Genomic DNA, 19,992 nt, shown 5'->3' with positions numbered 1-19,992 from the left:
CATGAGCCCGGTGTTCCACCGGAGGGCGGGCATCGCGTCGGGGGTCGTGGTCGCGCTGGCTGCTGCCAGCCTGACCTTCTTCGCGGTGCAGTCCAAGGGCGAGACGGTCCACGAGGCCGACCTCAACGACGGCGGGGTGTGGGTCTCGGCGACCAACCACGCCCAGTTCGCGCGGATGAACAAGGCCGCCAAGCAGTTCGACGCGGGCGTGCAGGCCAACGTCACGCCCGGCTCGGGCCTGGACGTGCTGCAGGACGGGTCCGCCGTCCTCGGTGCCAGCCTCGCGACGAACCAGCTCCTGCCCATCGACCCCCAGACCGGCCGCCTCGACTCCTCGGCGGCCGTCACCTACCCGGCCCGCACCAAGCGGGTCGCGAACGAGTACGTCCCCCCGACCGTCGACCTGCGCGGCGGCACCGTCGCCATGGTCGACCCGACGTCGGGCAAGGTCTGGGCCCAGCGCGTCGGCACCTCGGGGCCGCTGCAGGGGCTCGACCTGTCGACGACCGCCGACCCGGTCGCCAAGGTCGGTGCCGTCGCCGCCGTGACCGTCGACGTCACCGGCGGCGTGCACGCCGTCTCCGCGGCCACCGGCACCGTCGTGACGATCCCCGCGGCCGGCGACTCCTTCGGCAAGCCGGTCACCTCGCGGATCAAGCTGCGGGCCAGTGCCGTGGACATCACCGCGGTCGGCACCCGCTGGGTCGTGTACGACCCGGTGGACGACCAGCTGTTCGCGCAGGGTCTCGACGCGCCCGTGGCCGGCGGCGTCCGGCGCACCGGGTCGCTGGCCTACGCCGCGCTCCAGCAGGCGGGTCCGGCCTCGGATTCGGTCGCGCTCGAGACGGCCACCGAGGTGCGGGTCATCGGCCTCGGCGGGCAGCCCGACCAGGGCGGTATCCGCCTGCCCAACGCCACCGGCGCGGCCGAGTCGCCGATGGTCAGCCGGCCCCTGCGGCTCGGGTCGTGCGTCCACGGCGCGTGGGCCCGGACGGCCGAGGCGTACTACGGCGTGAACTGCGGCCAGGACGACGCGACCTCGGCCGGCACCCTGACCCGGCCCGGCGACGTGCCGCTGCGCGACGGCATGGCCCTGCGCACCAACCACGGCCTCGTGGTGCTCAACGACCTCGACACCGGCGATGCCTGGGACCTGGACTCCAAGCCGCTCAAGGTCGACAACTGGGACTCGGTCGTCCCCCCGAGCCAGACCGACGACAACTCCAAGAACAAGGACAAGAACGTCGTCGACGACACGAGCACCCCGCAGCCGCCCAAGGCGGAGCCGGACACCTACAAGGTCCGGGCGGGGCGCACCTCCAAGCTGCACGTCCTCGACAACGACACCGACAGCGCGGGCTCGATCCTGGCCATCGCGCCCGACGAGGTGACGACGCCCAACGTCCCCGGCGTCGTCACGACGGTCGCCGGCGACGGGCAGAGCATCGACATCACCGTCCCGGCCAGGCCGCAGGCGCGCTCGTTCTCCCTCTCCTACAAGGTCAACAACGGCACCTCGGCGCCGCACGCCCAGGCCACCGTCTCGGTCACCGTGGTCGACGACTCGGTCAACTCGCCCCCCACGCTGCGTGACGGGCAGGCCAAGATCGCCACCACGGCATACCCCGTCGTGGCGGGCGGGCGCCTGCCGCTGCAGGTCCTCGGCGACTGGCGTGACCCCGAGTGCGACCCGGTCTCGGTGGCCCCCACCGACTCCGGCAGCCTCGTCGACGGCCTCGGCCGGCTCGTCGTGCGCGCCGGCCAGAAGGCGGGGTCCGAGGCGGTCGACTACACCGTCGAGGACGACCACGGTGCCCGCACCAAGGCCAAGGTGACGCTCAACGTGCTCGGCAAGGACTCCAAGTTCCGCGCCCCCGGCACCCAGCCGGACGTCGTGCGCGGCGTGGTCGGCAAGCCGCTGCAGATCGAGCCCCTCGGCAACGACATCGCCGGCGCCGACCCGCAGGAGCCGGACGCCCGGATGCGCCTGGCCACCGAGGTGCGCTCGCAGGGCTCGCTCACCGTGCAGACCGAGCTCGACACCGGTGTCGTGACCATCACCGGCTCCGCCAAGGGGACCTACCAGCTGACGTATGCCGCGCAGGTGGGGCAGGGGGTCGCGCCCGGCCGGATCCGCGTCGACCTCATCGAGAACCCCGACCCGGACGCCCCGCCCGTGGCCAACGGGGACTCGGCCACCGTGCGCGAGCAGACGCCGGTCATGGCCGACGTCCTCGCCAACGACTACTCGCCGCGGGCCGACGTGCTGGTGACCCGCAGCGTCTCCACCGACGCCGACAGCGACTGGCTGCGCCCGTCGATCTACCAGGGGCGCTGGGTGCGGGTCGAGGCGCTCGAGCCGTACACCGGCAGCGCACCCCGCACCGGCACGGTGCGCTACGTCGTCAGCGACGGGCGCAAGTTCTCCACCGGTGAGCTCACCGTGACCCAGCGGCCGGCCGACGACAGCGCCCTGCCGATCGTGCAGGACGACACCGCGGTCGTGCGTTACGGGGACACCGTGACCGTGCCGGTCCTCGACAACGACTCGATGGCCGAGGGCGTCCCGCTCGTGCTCGACCCCGACTCGGTGAAGGTCCTCGGCGGGGAGGCGCAGGACGCGTTCGCGTCCGGGAACGTGCTGCGCTACGTGCCCGACACGACCAAGCCGATCGCGGCGGAGAAGGTCGTCACCATCGAGTACGGCGCGTACCCGATCGGCGACAAGAGCAAGGAGCAGTCGGCCCGTGTCACCGTCACCGTCAAGCCCCCGCCCGGTCCGACGAGCCCCAACCAGGCGCCGACCGCGCGCAGCTTCTCCGCCAGCGTCGTCGCCGGCGAGCCGCTGACGATCACCGTGCCCACGTCCGGGGTCGACCCCGACGGCGACAGCGTCACGGTGCAGGGCATCGAGGGCGAGGACGGCGGGCCGGTCGAGCTGTCGCTGGGCCGGGTCACGGGGTTCGGCGCCTCCACGATCAAGTACGAGGCGTACCCGCGGGCGGCGGGCACCGAGGTGCTGCACTACCGCGTCGCCGACCGCTACGGCGCGGAGAGCACCGGCTTCGTGCGGATCGGGGTCGTCCAGCCGGGTGACCCCCAGCCCCCCGTCGCCGTCGAGGACGAGGTCCGTGCCGCCCCCGGCAAGACCGTCACCATCGACCCGACCGAGAACGACCTCATCGCCCGCGGCGACGTCGTCGACCTGACGTACAAGGACCTCAACCCCGCCGGCGAGCTGGCGAAGTGGCGCATCGACGCCGGGGCGAGCACCTTCCGCACGACCGTCCCGCCGGTGGCGGACGGCCCGCGCCGGCTGACGTACGGCATCGACAATGGCGTCTTCGACCCGTCCCGGTCGACGATCGCGGTCGTCCCGGTCAAGGGCTGGAAGAACCGCCCGGTGGCGGTGGACGACGTCGCCAAGCCCAAGGCGGACGAGCAGACCACCCTGGTCGACGCACTCGCCAACGACCGCGACGTCGACGGCGACCACAGCGAGCTGCGGATCGTGCGCACCCTGTCCCCCGAGGGGGTCGTCGAGGGCAACAAGGTCCGGGTGCGCGTCCTGGACCACCCGCACACCGTCCCCTACGTCATCGAGGACGCCGACGGCGAGACCGCGATGGCCCTGATCTACGTGCCGACCGGCAGCAACGGCGCACCGTTCGTCGCCGACGGCTCGCTCATCGAGATGGGCAAGGACTCCACCAAGACGGTCGCGATCGGCGACTACGTGAAGTCACCGCGGGCGCGGGTCGTGTCGCTCACCACCCCCGACACCCTCAGCGCGTCCCCGGCCGGGAACCTCGCGGTGGAGAACGACGGCCGCAACACCCTGACCCTGACGTCGTCCAACGGGTACGTCGGCCCGGGCGCGGTGCTGCTCGAGGTGACCGACAAGGAGAACGCGCAGCAGACCGACGCCCGCACGGCATACGTCTCGATCCCGGTCCAGATTGGGCCGAAGGTGCCGCTGCTGACCTGCCCGGACTTCTCGGTGAGCCTCACCGCGGCCGGCCGACCCCGCTCCCTCGACATCCCGACCCTGTGCCACGCCTGGCTGCCGCCGGGCCTCACCGCGGACCAGGTGAAGTACCAGGCCGGCTGGGACCCCGAGTCCAAGGGCGTCGACCTGGAGCAGGCGGGCACGGGCGGCCGGGAGGTCGTCCTGCGCGCCGGGCGTGACGCCCCGAGCAGCGTCGGCGGCCGGGTGCGGGTGCAGCCCGAGAACGGCTCGCCGTCCTACATCCGGGTCACCGTCCTCGGGCTCGACACCGACCCGGCCAAGGCCGCGGTCGACCAGCAGGGCAACCCCCTGCAGACGGCGCCACCGCCGCGGGTGCGGCCGTTCGCGGTCGACGGGCTCAAGGCCGGCTCGTCCCAGACGGTCGACCTGCACGGCTACCTCGACTCCCCGCTGGACAAGCCGTCCTGCACCGTCGGGGCCGCGCGCATCGTCAGCGGCAAGCAGCTCACGGCCAGCGCGTCCGGCTGCTCGGTCACGGTGACTGCCGGGCCCGACTCCTCGGGCAAGGGCGTCGTCGAGGTGTCGGTCTCCGACGGTCCGGGCCGCAACGCCGTGGGCCGCGGGACCATCAGCGTGCTAGGCCGGCCGCTCGCGCCGGGCGGCGTGTCGGCGACCGCCGACCGGGTCAACGGCGGCACGGCCCGCGTGTCCTGGACCCCGCCGACGTTCGACGGCGGGTCGCCGATCACCTCCTACACCGTCTACACCACGGGTCCTGGCGCCCCGGGCCCCCAGCAGTGCTCGGCGTCACCGTGCACCGTCCCCGGCCTCACCGACGGGCAGCAGTACACGTTCTCGGTCAGCGCCACGAACGGCGTCGGCGAGGGACCCAAGGCGGGCCCGTCCGCCCCGGTCGAGCCCGACACCCTGCCCAACCCGGTCACGGGCGTGCACATGGTGTCCCGCGGCGACGGCTACCTCGTGGTCGGCTGGACCGAGCCGCCCCGCAAGGGCAGCCCGGTCAGCAGCTACCAGGTGCAGGTGGTCGACACGACCACCGGCTCGGCCAAGCGCACCAGCGTCACGGCCCCGGGCACGCAGGCCCGCATCGCCGGGCTCGTCAACGACCACGTGCAGCGGGTCTCGGTGCGCGCGGTGAACCGGCTCGGCGCCGGCCCCTACGGCCCCTCCGCCGACCTGCAGTCGGCCGGCACGCCGCAGGCCGTCGGTGCCCCGACCCTCACGACGCCGGCCCCCGCCCAGGGCGCCACCAGCAGCTCGGTCGACGTGAACTGGAACCCCGTGGCCCCGAACGGCCCGACGCTGGTGGGCTACACCGTCTACCGGCGCACCGGCACGGGCGCGTGGACCAAGCGGGGGACGACCTCACCCGGGACGACGTTCTTCCGCGACGACGGGGTGAGCTACTCGGGCGAGACCTACGGCTACGTCGTCACGGCCACCAACGGCGCCTCCAACGAGTCGGCCAAGGCGAACGTGTCGACGATCAAGCCCACCGGGTTCCCGACGACGCCGACCGGGCTCAAGGCCAGGACGGACTCGCCGAACTACAAGGCGCAGTTCAGCGTCGTGCTGAACGAGTCCAACGCCAACGGCTACAAGGCAGTCGAGTGGTCGGCCGGCGGCAAGAGCGGGATCGTCTCCTGCGCGTGCCCCGAGGGGGCCCGTACCCCCGACCTCACCACGAACGCGAACCTCCCGGTCAGTGCCTCCGGCTACGGGCTCAAGGTCCGCGGCATCAACACCGCCGGCCGGGCCGGACCCTGGTCCACCGCCGTGACCATCCGCCCGTACGGGCCGACGCCGACGCCGAACAACGGCCGGCACTCGGCCTCGGGCAAGACGGTGAACTTCTCCTGGTCGCTGCCGACCAACGGGCGGGCGATCACCCAGGTCAAGATCAACGGCACGGTCTACGGCTCGGCGAAGACGTCGATCTCCTTCACGGGCAACTACTCCCAGAGCTGGACGGTGAAGGTCTTCGCATACTCGGCGGCCGGCTGGTCGGACAACGCGCTGACCATGACGCAGCAGGCCGAGGCGGCGCCGGTGAAACCGAGCGTCACGGTCCTCAAGGGACAGACCTGCAGCCAGCGCTCGTGCAACACCGGCAACGGGTCCTGCACGTCCTCGGCCTGCCGGTGGATCGCGGTGCGCACCGCCAACTACCCCGGCGGCACCCGCGTGACGTGCTCCTTCACCGCCGACGGGCAGTCGGTCAGCGGCTGGTACGACCTCACGCTCGGGCCGAACAACTACAAGGAGAGCAACAACTTCTACGGCTACTCAGGCCATACCGTCACCGCCTCGTGCACGGGCGGAGTGAGGGACAGCATCACATGGTGATCCACCCGCGCACCGCCCCGCACCCGCGCACCGCCCCGCACCCGCGCACCGCCCCGAACCCGGGCACCGCCACGAACCCGGGGACCGCCACGAACTCCCGCAGCACGACCCCTCGCACCACGAACCCTCGCACCACGACCCCGAAGGAAGACACGCAGCGATGACCGTCACCCAGGACCAGGCCCAGTGGTTCGAGCAGGCCTTCCGCCAGATGGTGGGCAACGTCGAGAAGGCGGTGCTCGGCAAGGAGCACGTCATCCGGCTCGCGGTGACCTGCATGCTGTCCGAGGGGCACATCCTGCTCGAGGACTTCCCGGGCACCGGCAAGACGCAGCTGGCCCGGGCGCTCGCGAGCACCGTGCAGGGCACCAACAACCGGATCCAGTTCACGCCCGACCTGCTGCCGAGCGACGTCACGGGCGTGACGATCTATGACCCGAGCAGGCAGACGTTCGACTTCCACCCGGGCCCGATCTTCGCCAACATCGTGCTGGCCGACGAGATCAACCGCGCCTCGCCGAAGACGCAGTCGGCCCTGCTCGAGGTCATGGAGGAGGCCCACGTCACCGTCGACGGCGTGCGGCACGAGGCCGGCAGGCCGTTCATGGTCATCGCCACCCAGAACCCGATCGAGCAGGCCGGCACCTACCGGCTGCCCGAGGCGCAGCTCGACCGGTTCCTCATGAAGACGAGCCTGGGCTACCCCGACGTCGAGGCCACCGTCGCCGTCCTGCGCGACGCCAAGGTGCGTGACCGCGCCGGGTCGCTGTCCGCCGTGGTCACCAGCAGCGTCGTCACCGACATGGCCGCGCTCGCCGACGAGATCCACGTCGACCCCGCGATCCTCGCCTACGTCTCGCAGATCGCCGAGGCCTCCCGGCGGCACGTGTCGGTCAAGCTCGGCCTCTCGGTCCGCGGCTGCCTCGCCTTCATCCGCTGTGCCAAGACGTGGGCGGCCAGCCAGGGTCGCACGCACGTCATCCCCGACGACATCAAGGCCCTCGCCCAGCCGGTGCTGTGCCACCGCCTGCTGCTGACGGCCGAGGCGCAGTTCGCGAACGTCACCGTGGATCAGGTCATCACCCAGGTCCTCGGCGAGGTCGAGCCGCCGGTCGAGCGCGTCGCCTGACATGTCCCAGTCCACCGGTCCGGCTCCCGGACCCCCGCCCGACCCCGCTCCGGAGGAGCGGACGGTCAGCCGTGCCGAGCTGCGCGCCCGCTCGGGTGCGCGCGGTGCCGGTGCCGCCCGCAAGGCTGCCCGCGGTGGCGGTGCCCCTCGCAGGGCTGCGCGCGGTGCCGGTGCTGGTGCCGGTGCCGCGCCCTCGGGCGCGCGGCGTGTGCCCTCGCTGCGGTCCATCCCGCGCCCCTCGGTGTCGCTGCCGTCGTTCGGCACGACCGGCAGGGCGGGCGGAACGGCCGGTGTGGTGCTCCCGCCGGCCGCCCGCGCGAGGCTGGACCGGGTCAGCGCCCAGGTGGGTACGCGGGCGGCGGACGTGCGCGACCGCACCCGTGGCGCCTGGAGCCCGGTGCTCGACACGGCGCGCTGGGTCGCGGCCCTCGGGTGGGCCGTGCTCGCCCTCGGTGTCGTCGGCTGGGTCGTCGGCGTGCGCACCGGCTGGACCGAGCTCCTGATGCTCGCCGCCGCCTGCCTCGTCCTGTGGCTGGCCTGTCTGCTGCTCGCGCTCGGTCGCACCCGGGTGCGGATCACCACCGAGCTCGAGCCCGTGCGGGTGAGCGTCGGGGAGCCGGCGACCGGGCGGGTGACCGTCGCGAACGCCAGCAAGCGCCCGATGCTGCCCGTCGTCGTCGAGCTGCCGGTCGGCGTCTCCGCCGCCCGGTTCACCCTGCCCACCCTGGCCGCCGGCAAGGAGCACGAGGAGCTCTTCGTCGTGCCCACCCACCGCCGTGGGGTCATCCCGGTGGGTCCTGCCTCGACCGTCCAGGGCGACCCGCTCGGGCTCGTGCGCCGCACCGAGCAGTGGACCGACGTCACCGACCTGTACGTCCACCCGCGGACCGTGTCGCTGGAGTCGCTCGGGGCCGGCCTGCTCCGCGACCTCGAGGGCGAGACCACCCAGGACCTGTCGATGTCGGACCTGGCCTTCCACGCCCTGCGCGAGTACCAGCCCGGTGACGACCGGCGCTACATCCACTGGCGCTCCTCGGCCAAGGCGGGCCGGCTGCTCGTCCGGCAGTTCCTCGACACGCGGCGCTCGCACCTGTGCCTCGTCGTCGACGCCGACCCGGAGCACTACGAGGGTGGCGAGGACGAGGTCGAGACCGCCATCTCCGCCGCCGCCTCGCTCGCCCGCCGCTCGATCCTCGACGACAAGGACACGACGGTCGTCTGCCGGGCCGAGAAGGTCTCCCGGACCACCGCCTCCCTCACCCTCGACGCGTTCGCGCGCGTCACCCTGGGCAGCTCCGACCTCTACGCCCAGTGCGGCGAGGCCCTGGCCCTCGCGCCCGACACCTCCATCGCCGTGCTCGTGACCGGCCCCCGCCGCCCGTTCATCGAGGCCCAGCGCGCCCTCGACCGGTTCGAGCTGGAGGTCACCAAGGTGGTCCTGACCATCGACGCCATGCAGGAGACCGGCGTCCGGCACATCGGCGGGGTCGTCCGCCTCAACATCCGGCGCATCCAGGACCTGCGCGCCGTCCTCGCGAGCGGGGCACTCACGTGAGCGACACGGCATACCCCAGCGGTCCCACCGGCCCGCACCGCGACCGCACGGCGCCGGGGCTGACCCGTGCCCGGTCGTGGACGGTCACCCGCGCCCGGGCACGCGCCGACGCCGAGGGGCGCGGGCTGGTGCCCGGCCGGTACGCGCTCGTCGACGCCGCCTTCACCGTCGTCCTCGTGGGCCTGGCCCTGCTGGGCTTCCGCACCGACTTCGCCGGGTACGCCTGGGTGCTGGCCGCGGCCGGCGGACTCGTGGTGGGGCTGCTCCTCGCGCACGTCACCGCCGCCCTGCGGCTGCCCGCCGCCGTCACGCTGGCAGCGGTCGTCGTGGCGTACTTCCTGCTCGGGGGCCCGTTCGCCGTCCGGGGCGACCTCGTCGGTGGGGTCGTGCCGAGCCTGCGGACGTTCGCCGACCTGGCGCAGACGGCGGTCCACGGCTGGAAGCGGCTCGTCACGCTCCTGCCGCCCGTCGACGCGACCGCCGAGCTGCACGCGCTGCCCTGGGCCGTGGGCCTGGTCGGCGGGGCCGTCACCTACGCCGTCGCGCGCCGCCTGCGCTCGCCGTATGCCGTGGTGCTGGCACCGCTGGCCGTGCTCGGCCTGGTCATCGTGCTCGGGACCCTCGAGCCGGCGGCGCTCGCCGTGCAGGGTGTCGGGTTCGCCGTCGTGGCGATCGGCTGGATGGTCGAGCGCTCCGCGCGCACTCGCGCGCCGCTGCAGAACGGTGCCGGCCGCACCACGCGGCTCGGGGTGGGCACCGGCCTGGTCGCCCTGGCGGCGGTCGCCGGCCTCGTCGTCGGGCCGCACCTGCCCGGTGGCGACGCCAACCCCCGGCTGGTGGCCCGAGCGCACGTGACGCCGCCGATCGACATCGCCGCGTTCGCGAGCCCGCTGGCCGGCTTCCGCAAGTACACCGAGCCCAACAAGGCGGACCTCTACAACACGCCCGTGCTCGACGTGCGCGGCCTGCCCGCCGGCACCCCGCTGCGGTTCGCCACCCTCGACTCCTACGACGGCTCCGTCTGGGGCGCGGCGAGCCGGGCCAACAGCGGGTCGGTGGTGCCGGGGGCGTCGTTCCAGCAGGTGGGCCGCACCGTCGCGGCGCAGGGCCCCGGCCGCCCCACGACGGTGACGGTCACCGTGCCCGACGGCGGGTACAGCGACGTGTGGCTCCCGACCGCCGGCACCGTGACGGGCTTCCGGTTCACCGGCGCCCGGCAGGACGCGCTGGCCTCCCAGCTGTGGCTCAACGTCGACACCAACACCGCGCTGGTCCCGGCCCGGCTCGAGGCGGGCGACACCTACACGTTCACCGCGCTCGTCCCGCAGACGGTCGCGAGGATGCCGCAGTCGCTGTCGACCTCGACCGGCTCGCTCACCGAGGGCACCGACACCTCGTTCCTCGACGCCAAGCTCGACGCCTGGACCGGTGAGGAGCCCGACCCCTGGGCGCAGTTCCGCTCCGTCGCGCGGGTGATGCAGTCCGAGGGCGCCTACACCGACGGCGGCACGGAGAACTCGGTCGAGCGGTTCTACCTGCCGGGCCACAGCATCGGCCGGCTCTCGCGGTTCACCTCCATCCCGCAGCTCGCCGGCGACGACGAGCAGTACGCCGCGACCCTCGCCCTCGTCGGGAACCGCCTCGGCATCCCGACCCGGGTCGTCATGGGCGCGATCGTTCCGGCCTCCGGGCAGGTGCAGGGCAAGGACGTGCACGCCTGGGTCGAGGTCCGCGACGCCACCGGGACGTGGGTGCCGGTGCTGCAGGACAACTTCCTGCCCGACCGCGACCGCAAGCCCAAGGAGCTGCAGACCAAGGTCCAGGACCGCAAGGTCGGCGCGCTCGTGCCGCCGCCGCCGGGCAGCAACCCGCCGAGCGTGCTGCAGGGGCCGGACCAGGCGCAGAACGCCACCAACCTCAAGAAGCCGCCGAAGAAGCTGCTCGACCCCTCGTCCTGGCCGTGGTGGCTGCGGGTGCTCGTGCTCTACGTGCTGCTGCCGCTGCTCGTGCTCACGGTGCTCTACTGGCTGGTCCGCGGGCTCAAGGCGTGGCGCCGACGCCGGCACGCGACCCGCGGTCCCACACCGGCCCGGGTCGCCTGGGCGTGGAGCGACCTCGTCGCCAGCGCGCGCTCCTACGGCCACCACCCGCCCCGGCGGGCCACCCGGCTGGAGCAGGCGGCGGCGATCTCCGGGCCGGTCGACACGCGACCGCTCGCGGTGTCGGCCAACTCGCTCGTCTTCGGACCGGGCGTGCCCTCGGACGCCGACGCCGCGGCGTACTGGGCGGCCACGAACGAGGCGCGCTCGGACCTGCGCGCGAACGCCGACTTCTGGCGCCGCCTGCGCTCCGACGTCGACCTGCGCCCCCTGTTCAGCAAGGGCCCGGCCCGTCCGGCGCGCACGGCCAAGGGGGCACCTCCCGGACCGGCGGGCCCGGGTGAGGCGGCGCGTACGACCGACCGCGAGCCCCAGCCCGCCTGACCCCTTTCGCACTTCGGGCCACCCGACCCCGGTCCGGGCCGTCTGGTCGGGGGTCCAGTGGCCCGAAGTCGGGGAGGGGTGGGCACCCGGCATACGCGAGAGCGCCTCCCGCAACCAGTGCGGGAGGCGCCCTTCGGCGTGTGCGGTCTGCTCAGCCGAGCAGCGCGGTCAGCGCTCTTCGGTGCCGGCGATGAAGGCCTCGAGCTTGGCGCGGCCCTCGGTGTCCTCGCGCTGCACGGGCGGGGACTTCATGAGGTAGGACGAGGCGCTGAGCAGCGCGCCGCCGATGCCGCGGTCCTTGGCGATCTTCGCCGCACGGATGGCGTCGATGATGATGCCGGCCGAGTTCGGGGAGTCCCAGACCTCGAGCTTGTACTCGAGGTTCAGCGGCACGTCGCCGAACGCGCGGCCCTCGAGGCGGACGTACGCCCACTTGCGGTCGTCGAGCCACGCGACGTAGTCCGACGGGCCGATGTGGACGTTGCGGTCGTCCTTCTTGTCGGCCAGCGGGCCGGTCAGGTTGGAGGTGACGGCCTGGGTCTTGGAGACCTTCTTGGACTCGAGGCGCTCGCGCTCGAGCATGTTCTTGAAGTCCATGTTGCCGCCGACGTTGAGCTGGTAGGTGCGGTCCAGCGTGACGCCGCGGTCCTCGAACAGCTTGGCCATGACGCGGTGGGTGATGGTGGCACCGACCTGGCTCTTGATGTCGTCGCCGATGATCGGCACGCCGGCCGCCTCGAACTTCGCCGCCCACTCCGGGTCGGAGGCGATGAAGACCGGGAGCGCGTTGACGAACGCGACACCCGCGTCGATCGCGCACTGGGCGTAGAACTTGTCGGCGTCCTCGGAGCCCACCGGCAGGTAGGAGACGAGCACGTCGGCCTGGGTGTCCTTGAGCACCTGGACGACGTCCACGGGCTCGGCGTCGGACTCCTCGATGGTCATGGCGTAGTACTTGCCGATGCCGTCGAGGGTGTGGCCGCGCTGCACGGTGACACCGGTCGGCGGGACGTCCGCGATCTTGATGGTGTTGTTCTCGGAGTTGTTGATCGCCTCGGACAGGTCGAAGCCGACCTTCTTGGCGTCCACGTCGAAGGCGGCGACGAACTCGACGTCCTTGACGTGGTACTCACCGAACTGGACGTGCATGAGGCCAGGCACGGTGCCGGCCGGGTCGGCGTCCTTGTAGTACTCGACACCCTGCACCAGCGAGCTGGCACAGTTGCCGACGCCGACGATGGCGACGCGCACGGATCCCATGGGGTTACTCCTTGTTTCCTGTGATGGGGTTGGTGGCCGCGGGGCTGCCGGCCGGGGTGGACCGCGGGGTGGACGCGGGGATGTTCCGCTCCGCGGTGATGAGCTCGTTGAGCCAGCGGACCTCGCGCTCGGCGGCGTCCTCACCGTGCTGCTGCAGCGCGGTGGTGTACGCGTCGAGGCGCTCGCGGTTCTTCGCGGACGCCGACCGGATGGTCGCCAGCCGCTCCTCGAGCCGGCTGCGCCGGCCCTCCAGGATCCGCAGCCGGACCTCGGCCTCGGTGCGGGCGAAGAACGCGAGGTGGACGTCGAACGTGTCGTCTTCCCACGCCGTCGGCCCGGCCTCCTTGGCGAGGTCCTGGAAGTGCTCCTTGCCGTCTGCGGTGAGCTCGTAGACGATCCGGGCCCGCTTGGACCCCACCGTCCCCGCCGCGGCGGTGTCGGCGACCTCGGTGATGAGGCCCCGGTCGAGCAGCCCCCGCAGGCAGGGGTAGAGCGTCCCGTACGACAGCGCCCGGAAGACGCCGAGCGCCGCGTTGAGCCGCTTGCGCAGCTCGTAGCCGTGCATCGGGCTCTCGTGGAGCAGGCCCAGGACGGCGAACTCGAGCAGCTCGGACCGGCGACTCACGGGGCCTCCTTCCACGGGACGGCGGACGAACGGGGGGTCAGCGGCCACCTCGCGGTGACCGGTTGGCGGGAAGCGTAGCACTGGATATATCGGCGCGATATATCCGCGCGCGATTCCGCCGGGCGAGCCCTCACAGGAAGAGCAGGCCATACTTGACCCGGGTCGCCCCCGGGCGACCCCACGCACGTATGCCGATCGGGAAGGTCAGATGAGCTCCTCACGTCCCAGTACGCGGGCCGGCGCCAAGGCGGCGCGCACCCGCAGGGAGAAGTCCAGCAGCCCACGCAGCACCGGCCAACGCGGCCGTGGTGGCCGCGGGAAGGTCTGGGCGAAGCGGCTCGGCCTCGTGGCGCTGGCCGGCGTCCTCCTCGGCGTGATCGCCTTCTTCGTCGCCTACGCGATGGTCAAGGTGCCGCAGCCGAACGAGCTCGCCGACCGGCAGGCGTCGATCATCTACTTCGCCGACGGCAAGACCGAGCTCGACCGGATCAGCGAGATCAACCGCGAGGACGTCCAGCTGTCCCAGGTGCCCAAGCCCGTCCAGGAGGCGCACCTGTCCGCGGAGGACCGCGACTTCTACAGCAACTCCGGCATCAGCCCGACCGGCATCCTGCGCGGTGCCTGGGCGACGCTGCGCGGCGGCGAGGTGCAGTCGGGGTCGACGATCACGCAGCAGTACGTGAAGAACTACTTCCTCACCCAGGACCAGACCCTTTCCCGCAAGGGGAAGGAGATCATCATCTCGATCAAGATCGCCAAGCAGGAGTCCAAGGACACGATCCTGCAGAACTACCTCAACACGATCTACTACGGCCGCGGTGCGTACGGCATCCAGACCGCGTCGAAGGCGTACTTCGGCAAGGACGTCTCCAAGCTGACCGTCTCCGAGGGCGCCCTGCTGGCCTCGGTCGTCAAGGGCCCGACCTACTTCGACCCGGGCCTGGGGGAGAAGCAGAAGGCCAACGCCGAGGCGCGCTGGAACTACGTCATGGACGGCATGGTCACCAAGGGCTGGATCACCCAGGCCGAGCGTGACAAGGCCCAGTTCCCGACCAAGAGCCTGGTGAAGTACGAGCCGGCCAAGAGCAAGTCCGGGCCCAACGGCTTCATCACCGCCCTGGTCAAGAACGAGCTCAAGGCCAAGCTCAAGCTCACCGACCAGGACATCGACCGGGGTGGCTTCCGGATCGTCACGACCATCGACGCCCGGGCCCAGAAGGCCGCCATCGACGCGGTCAAGGCCCGCATGCCGAAGGGCAAGGGGACCGAGAGCCTGCGCGTCGGGCTGACGGCGATCAAGCCCGGCGACGGCGCGGTCGTCGCGATGTACGGCGGCGCGGACTACCGCAAGGAGCAGTTCAACACCGCGACCGACGCGACGATGCAGGCGGGGTCGACCTTCAAGGCCTTCACCCTGCTGGCGGCCCTGTCCCAGGACAAGCCGATCTCCACCAAGACCAGGTTCGACGGCCGCAGCCCGCAGTACTTCCCGGAGTTCGCGGACAAGTCGGCGGCCACCGACTTCCTGCGGCGCGGTGGGGTCCGGAACTTCGGGCCCTTCCCGGGTGAGCAGTTCGGGAACATCGACCTGCGCACGGCGACGGCCCACTCGGTCAACACGGTCTACGCCCAGCTCAACATCAAGGTCGGCCCGGACAAGACCAAGGACGCCGCCGTCGCCGCGGGCCTGCCGAGCAAGGGGCTCGGGACCAACTACGCCAACGTGCTCGGCACCTCCTCGGTGAAGGTCATCGACATGGCGAACGCCTACGCCACCATCGCCTCGCAGGGTGTGCGGACCAGTCCCTATTTCATCCGCAGCGTCACCGGCGGCCCCGGCGACCTCAACTACAAGGCCAAGCCGGCCCGCAAGGCGGCCTTCGACAAGAGCGTGACGGCCGACGCGACCGACGCCATGGAGCAGGTCGTCAAGCAGGGCACCGGCACGTACGCCCAGAACCTCGGCCGTCCCGCCGCCGGCAAGACCGGCACCACGACCGACAACAAGGCCGCCTGGTTCGACGGGTTCACGCCCCAGCTGGCCACCGCGGTCGGCGTCTACTCCTCGGGCAAGAACGGCACGGAGCTGTCGATGAACAACGTGCCGGGGATCTTCGGTCCGGGGACGAGCGGGGAGCTCACCGGCAACACGGTGCCCCTGCGCATCTGGACCGACTTCATGACCGCTGCGCTCAAGGGCCAGAAGGTGATCGACTTCCCGCAGCGCGCCGGCCTCGGCGACGACCAGGTCTACACGCCGCCGCCCACCACCACGTCGTCGACGACCACCACGACCACCACGACGACGACCACCACGACCCCGCCGACGACGACCACCACGACGCCGACGCCCACCAAGACGAACGGCACGGGCAAGCCGACGGTGACGGTGCCCCCACCGACGACCCTGACGCTGGGCGGGGCGACACCGCAGCAGACCACCGCGGCGCCGTGACGGCGGCGGCCCCGGAGCGGCAGGACCAGGGTCTGCCGGGCGACGCGCTGGCCCTCGCGGGCGGCCCGCTCGGCCGGCACGCGTCCGCCCGGGCCGCGTCGTGGCCGGCCACGGTGCTGCCGCTGCTGGTCGCGGCGGCGGTCACCATGGCGCTGTCGGTGCTCCAGCGGTCGCACTGCATCCAGAAGGGCTGGGCGGGGTCGGACCAGTTCTGGCACGGCTGCTTCTCCGACCTGCCGTCGCTCTACCAGCTGGGCCGCCTGCACGACGGGCTCGGCTCCTACCTCACCGGATCGGGCACCACGTCGGACCACCCGGTGCTCAGCGGGAGCCTGCTCGCGCTGCTGGGCGGACTGGTCCCGGACGGCGCGTTCCTCGACCAGACCCGCTGGTTCGTCCTGCTCTGGGCGGTCGTGGCCACGGCCTGCGCGCTCGGCATCGTCTGGCTGACGGCCGCCACCCGCCCCCGGCACGCGGCCCTGGCGGCGCACGTCGCCCTCAGCCCGGTGCTGCTGCTCGCCGCGATGGTGTCGGTCGACCTCTTCGGGGTGGTGCTGGTGAGCGCCGGGCTGTGGCTGTGGGCGCGACGCCAACCGCTGGCCGCGGGAGTCCTGCTGGGCCTGGCCGTCACGGCCCGCACCTACCCGCTGCTCGTCCTGCTCGCGCTGCTGCTGCTCGGCGTCCGCACCGGGCGGTTCGCCGCGGTGGGCCGCGCGCTGCTCGGGGCCGTCGTCGCCGTCGCCGTCGTGCTGGTCCCGTTCCTGCTCGGCAACCCCGGCGCGATCCTGCGCAGCATCGACGTGTGGTGGCAGAGCGCGCCCGGGCTCGGCTCGGTGTGGATGCTGCCGCAGCTGGTCGGCCTGGACCCGCTGCCCCCCGGCCTCGCCACCCTGCTCTCGATCGCCACCGGCGTGCTCGCGCTGCTGGCGGGCACCGTCTTCGCCCTGCGCCCGGGCCCGCGCCCCACGCTGGCGCAGGTGTCGCTGGTGCTGGTGGCCCTCGTGCTGCTCACCGGCAAGGCGTTCCCGGTCCAGGCGTCGCTGTGGCTGGTGCCGCTGGTCGCCCTGTGCGGCCTGCGCTGGCGCGACCACCTGGTGTGGGCAGGCGCCGAGGCGCTGCACTTCGCCATGGTGTGGCTGTACGTCGCGGGACTGTCCACGCCCAACCGCGGCCTCCCGCCGGGCTGGTATGCCGTGTTCCTGCTGCTCCGCGTGGCCGGGGTCGCCTGGCTGGTCGTCCGGGTCTGGCGCACCCACGCGGCCGTGCCGGCGCGACGTGAACCCGTGCCCACGGCATACGCCCCGCCCGGTGAGGACACCAGTGCGGCCGTCGACGACGTCGACGACGAGGAGGACGACGATGAGCTCGCCGGCGACTTCGCGGGGGCACCCGACCGGCTGCTCGTGCGGATCACCTGAGGCGGGCCCGGCTCGGCCGGGCCTGTGGAGAACGATTCGGAGTTGTCGTCGCGGGCCGGTACCCTTGTCAGGTTCCCCCACGGCACGAGCCGGCGGGGGATCGCACTGCAACCCTCCTGTCACGGAAGGACCGTGACCGCCACAGACCAAAGGAGGCGGGTTACCAGCATGCGTCAGTACGAACTGATGGTCATCCTCGACCCCGAGCTGGACGACCGCACGGTCGCTCCCTCGCTCGACAAGTTCCTCACCGTCGTGACCAAGGACAAGGGCACCGTCGACAACGTCGACGTCTGGGGCCGTCGTCGCCTGGCCTACGACATCAAGAAGAAGTCCGAGGGCATCTACGCCGTCGTCAACTTCACCGCTGAGCCGGCCACGGCCAAGGAGCTGGACCGCCAGCTCGGCCTGAACGAGTCGGTCATGCGCACCAAGCTCCTGCGCCCCGGCGCCTGAGCAGCACCGATCCGAACCCAGGTCCCGCACCGCGCGACCCGGACCACCTGACACGAACAGGGGACACGCTCCATGGCTGGCGACACCGTCATCACCGTCATCGGCAACATCACCGGCGACCCCGAGCTGCGCTTCACCCCCTCGGGCGCTGCCGTCGCGAACTTCACCGTGGCCTCGACGCCGCGGCAGTTCGACCGGCAGAGCAACGAGTGGAAGGACGGCGAGACGCTGTTCATGCGCTGCTCGGTGTGGCGTGACGCGGCGGAGAACGTCGCCGAGTCGCTGCAGCGTGGCACCCGGGTCATCGTCACCGGCCGCCTGAAGTCTCGCTCGTACGAGACCAAGGAGGGCGAGAAGCGCACCGTCATCGAGATGGAGGTCGACGAGGTCGGCCCCTCGCTGCGGTACGCGACGGCCAAGGTCAACAAGACCCAGCGCTCCGGCGGTGGCGGCGGTGGCTTCGGCGGTGGCGGCCAGCAGGGCGGCGGCTACGGCGGCGGCCAGCAGCAGGACGACCCCTGGGCGACCGGTCCCTCCGGTGGCAACCAGGGCGGCCAGCAGCAGGGTGGCGGCCAGCAGGGCGGTGGATGGGGCCAGGCCCCGTCCTACGACGAGCCCCCGTTCTGACCGACCCGGCGCCTGACCCCTCGGTCCGGATCACCCGGTATGCCGGCGGCGCACCGCTCGCGGTGAGCACGGGGCATACCTCCAGCAAGACAGCACCACCACCATCCCTGGGGAACCAGGGCTCATCCTGAAACTCGAAGGAGAGCACCACGATGGCCAAGCCCGTTGTGCGCAAGCCCAAGAAGAAGGCCAACCCGCTGAAGGCGGCGAAGGTCGAGAACATCGACTACAAGGACACTGCGCTGCTGCGCAAGTTCATCTCCGACCGCGGCAAGATCCGCGCTCGCCGGGTGACCGGTGTGTCCGTCCAGGAGCAGCGGCTCATCGCCACCGCGGTCAAGAACGCCCGCGAGATGGCGCTGCTGCCCTACTCCAGCTCGTCCCGCTGAGCTCGGGCGCTAGGAAGGAACTGACATGAAGGTCATCCTGACGCACGAGGTGAGCAGCCTCGGCACCGCCGGTGACGTCGTCGACGTCAAGGACGGCTACGCCCGCAACTTCCTGTTCCGCCGTGGCCTGGCCACCGCGTGGACCAAGGGCGGGCAGAAGCAGGTCGACGCCATCGCCAAGGGCCGTGAGGTCCGCGAGGTGAAGACCCTCGAGGAGGCCAAGTCCATCAAGGGCAACCTCGAGAACGGCACCGTCAAGGTCGTCGCCCACGCCGGCCAGTCCGGCCGCCTGTTCGGTGCGGTCTCGCCCGCCGACGTCGCCGACGCCGTCAAGGCTGCCGGTGGCCCGGAGCTCGACCGCCGCCGGATCGAGATCCCCACCCCGATCAAGTCGGTGGGCTCGCACCAGGCGACCGTCCGGCTGCACCCCGAGGTGCAGGCCACGGTCAAGCTCGACGTCGTCGCGGGCTGACGACGACGGCCCGAGGACCCGACCGAGCTCCGGCGAGGGAGGCCCGCAGGGTCGAGGAGTCAGCCGGGTGAGTGCCGGCTGAGCGAGGGCTGACGACACCAGGTCGACAAGGGCCCGATCCCCTCACGGGGGTCGGGCCCTTTCGTCTGCCGCCGTCCGGGCGCACCATGACTCCATGGAGACGTGGGACGCCCTGCGGGCGAGACGCAACGTCAGGCGGTTCAGCAGCCAGCCGGTTCCCGATGACGCGCTCGACCGGATCCTCGACGCGGGCAGGCGCGCGCCCTCGGCCGGCAACTGGCAGCCGTGGGACTTCGTGGTCGTGACCGACAGGGCGCAGCTGGCCGAGCTCGCCAAGGTCTGGCAGGGCGCCGGCCACGTGGCGGGGGCGGCCGCCGCCATCGCGCTGGTCGCCCCGCAGCCGGAGGACGAGCGCCAGGCCGGGCTGCTCCAGTACGACCTGGGCCAGGCCACCGACGCGATGACCGTCGCGGCGGCAGACCTGGGCATCGGGACGGGGCACGCCGCGGCCACGGACCAGCGCCAGGCGCGGGCGGTGCTCGGCTTCCCCGACGGGCGGTTCCTCGCCTACGTGCTGTCGGTCGGCTACCCCGCGGACAAGCCGCTCGCGGTGCTCACCCGGCTGGACCGGCGACCCTTCGACGAGGTCGTGCACCGCGGCACCTGGTGACCGGCAGGGCGGCGACGCCCTGAGCTCCCGCGCGTCCCTTGCCGACCGTGCCGACCGTGCCGTCCCGCGGTCGTGGCGTGGCGCGGACCGACCGG

Annotated in this window: 14 protein-coding genes; 11 read left to right on the top strand and 3 right to left on the bottom strand. The window is 72.3% G+C overall.

From position 1 onward, the window contains the following. The first annotated feature begins 1 nt into the window (after position 1). Positions 2 to 6,337, top strand: a complete 6,336-nt coding sequence (locus RKE38_RS08200) for an Ig-like domain-containing protein (RefSeq protein ID WP_316006948.1) — start codon at positions 2 to 4, stop codon at positions 6,335 to 6,337. Here the strand turns inward: RKE38_RS08200 and RKE38_RS08195 are convergent. Then, positions 6,327 to 6,491: a hypothetical protein gene (locus RKE38_RS08195; protein ID WP_316006947.1), complete on the bottom strand. Its 165-nt coding sequence runs from the start codon at positions 6,489 to 6,491 to the stop codon at positions 6,327 to 6,329. The genes RKE38_RS08200 and RKE38_RS08195 overlap by 11 nt on opposite strands. A gap of 6 nt (positions 6,492 to 6,497) precedes the next feature. Between RKE38_RS08195 and RKE38_RS08190 the strand changes: the two genes are divergently transcribed. From RKE38_RS08190 to RKE38_RS08180, 3 genes are read left to right on the top strand one after another with little or no spacing between them, the layout of a single operon-like run. Beyond that, positions 6,498 to 7,466 (top strand): AAA family ATPase, encoded by a 969-nt coding sequence (locus tag RKE38_RS08190; RefSeq protein ID WP_316006946.1) that lies wholly within the window; start codon positions 6,498 to 6,500, stop codon positions 7,464 to 7,466. A gap of 1 nt (position 7,467) precedes the next feature. After that, a complete protein-coding gene (locus tag RKE38_RS08185; RefSeq protein WP_316006945.1) occupies positions 7,468 to 9,021 on the top strand; it encodes a DUF58 domain-containing protein in 1,554 nt (517 codons plus the stop codon). Beyond that, positions 9,018 to 11,504 carry a transglutaminaseTgpA domain-containing protein gene (locus tag RKE38_RS08180; RefSeq protein WP_316006944.1) on the top strand — a complete coding sequence of 829 codons (2,487 nt, stop codon included), beginning with the start codon at positions 9,018 to 9,020 and terminating at the stop codon, positions 11,502 to 11,504. Before RKE38_RS08185 ends, RKE38_RS08180 begins: the two co-directional genes overlap by 4 nt. Positions 11,505 to 11,672: 168 nt before the next feature. On the opposite strand, the gene RKE38_RS08175 is transcribed toward RKE38_RS08180, so the two are convergent. Both RKE38_RS08175 and RKE38_RS08170 read right to left on the bottom strand, forming a co-directional pair. Next, entirely contained in the window at positions 11,673 to 12,764 is a 1,092-nt protein-coding gene (locus RKE38_RS08175) for an inositol-3-phosphate synthase (RefSeq protein ID WP_316006943.1), read from the bottom strand. A 4-nt stretch (positions 12,765 to 12,768) separates the two neighbouring features. Then, positions 12,769 to 13,389, bottom strand: a complete 621-nt coding sequence (locus RKE38_RS08170) for a PadR family transcriptional regulator (protein WP_316006942.1) — start codon at positions 13,387 to 13,389, stop codon at positions 12,769 to 12,771. Between the two features lie 208 nt (positions 13,390 to 13,597). On the opposite strand from RKE38_RS08170, the gene RKE38_RS08165 reads away from it, so the two are divergent. The 7 genes from RKE38_RS08165 to RKE38_RS08135 all read left to right on the top strand — a co-directional run bounded on the left by RKE38_RS08165 (position 13,598) and on the right by RKE38_RS08135 (position 19,897). Beyond that, on the top strand, positions 13,598 to 15,844 hold the full coding sequence (locus tag RKE38_RS08165; RefSeq protein WP_316006941.1) for a transglycosylase domain-containing protein: 2,247 nt from the start codon (positions 13,598 to 13,600) through the stop codon (positions 15,842 to 15,844). Then, positions 15,841 to 17,262, top strand: a complete 1,422-nt coding sequence (locus RKE38_RS08160; protein WP_316006940.1) for a glycosyltransferase 87 family protein — start codon at positions 15,841 to 15,843, stop codon at positions 17,260 to 17,262. Before RKE38_RS08165 ends, RKE38_RS08160 begins: the two co-directional genes overlap by 4 nt. A gap of 168 nt (positions 17,263 to 17,430) precedes the next feature. Further along, on the top strand, positions 17,431 to 17,718 hold the full coding sequence (rpsF, locus tag RKE38_RS08155) for a 30S ribosomal protein S6 (protein WP_310152019.1): 288 nt from the start codon (positions 17,431 to 17,433) through the stop codon (positions 17,716 to 17,718). A gap of 72 nt (positions 17,719 to 17,790) precedes the next feature. Beyond that, complete coding sequence (locus RKE38_RS08150; RefSeq protein ID WP_316006939.1) at positions 17,791 to 18,345, top strand: single-stranded DNA-binding protein; 555 nt, start codon at positions 17,791 to 17,793, stop codon at positions 18,343 to 18,345. Between the two features lie 152 nt (positions 18,346 to 18,497). Further along, complete coding sequence (gene rpsR / locus RKE38_RS08145; protein WP_056884210.1) at positions 18,498 to 18,734, top strand: 30S ribosomal protein S18; 237 nt, start codon at positions 18,498 to 18,500, stop codon at positions 18,732 to 18,734. Positions 18,735 to 18,759: 25 nt separating this feature from the next. Next, positions 18,760 to 19,206, top strand: coding sequence for a 50S ribosomal protein L9 (gene rplI, locus RKE38_RS08140; RefSeq protein WP_316006938.1), 447 nt, complete (start codon positions 18,760 to 18,762; stop codon positions 19,204 to 19,206). A 175-nt stretch (positions 19,207 to 19,381) separates the two neighbouring features. Further along, positions 19,382 to 19,897, top strand: coding sequence for a nitroreductase family protein (locus tag RKE38_RS08135; RefSeq protein ID WP_316006937.1), 516 nt, complete (start codon positions 19,382 to 19,384; stop codon positions 19,895 to 19,897). The last annotated feature ends 95 nt before the right edge of the window (positions 19,898 to 19,992 follow it).

The organism is Phycicoccus sp. M110.8 (genome assembly GCF_032464895.1).
Lineage (GTDB): Bacteria > Actinomycetota > Actinomycetes > Actinomycetales > Dermatophilaceae > Pedococcus.
This window is presented reverse-complemented; position numbering and strand designations above follow the sequence as displayed.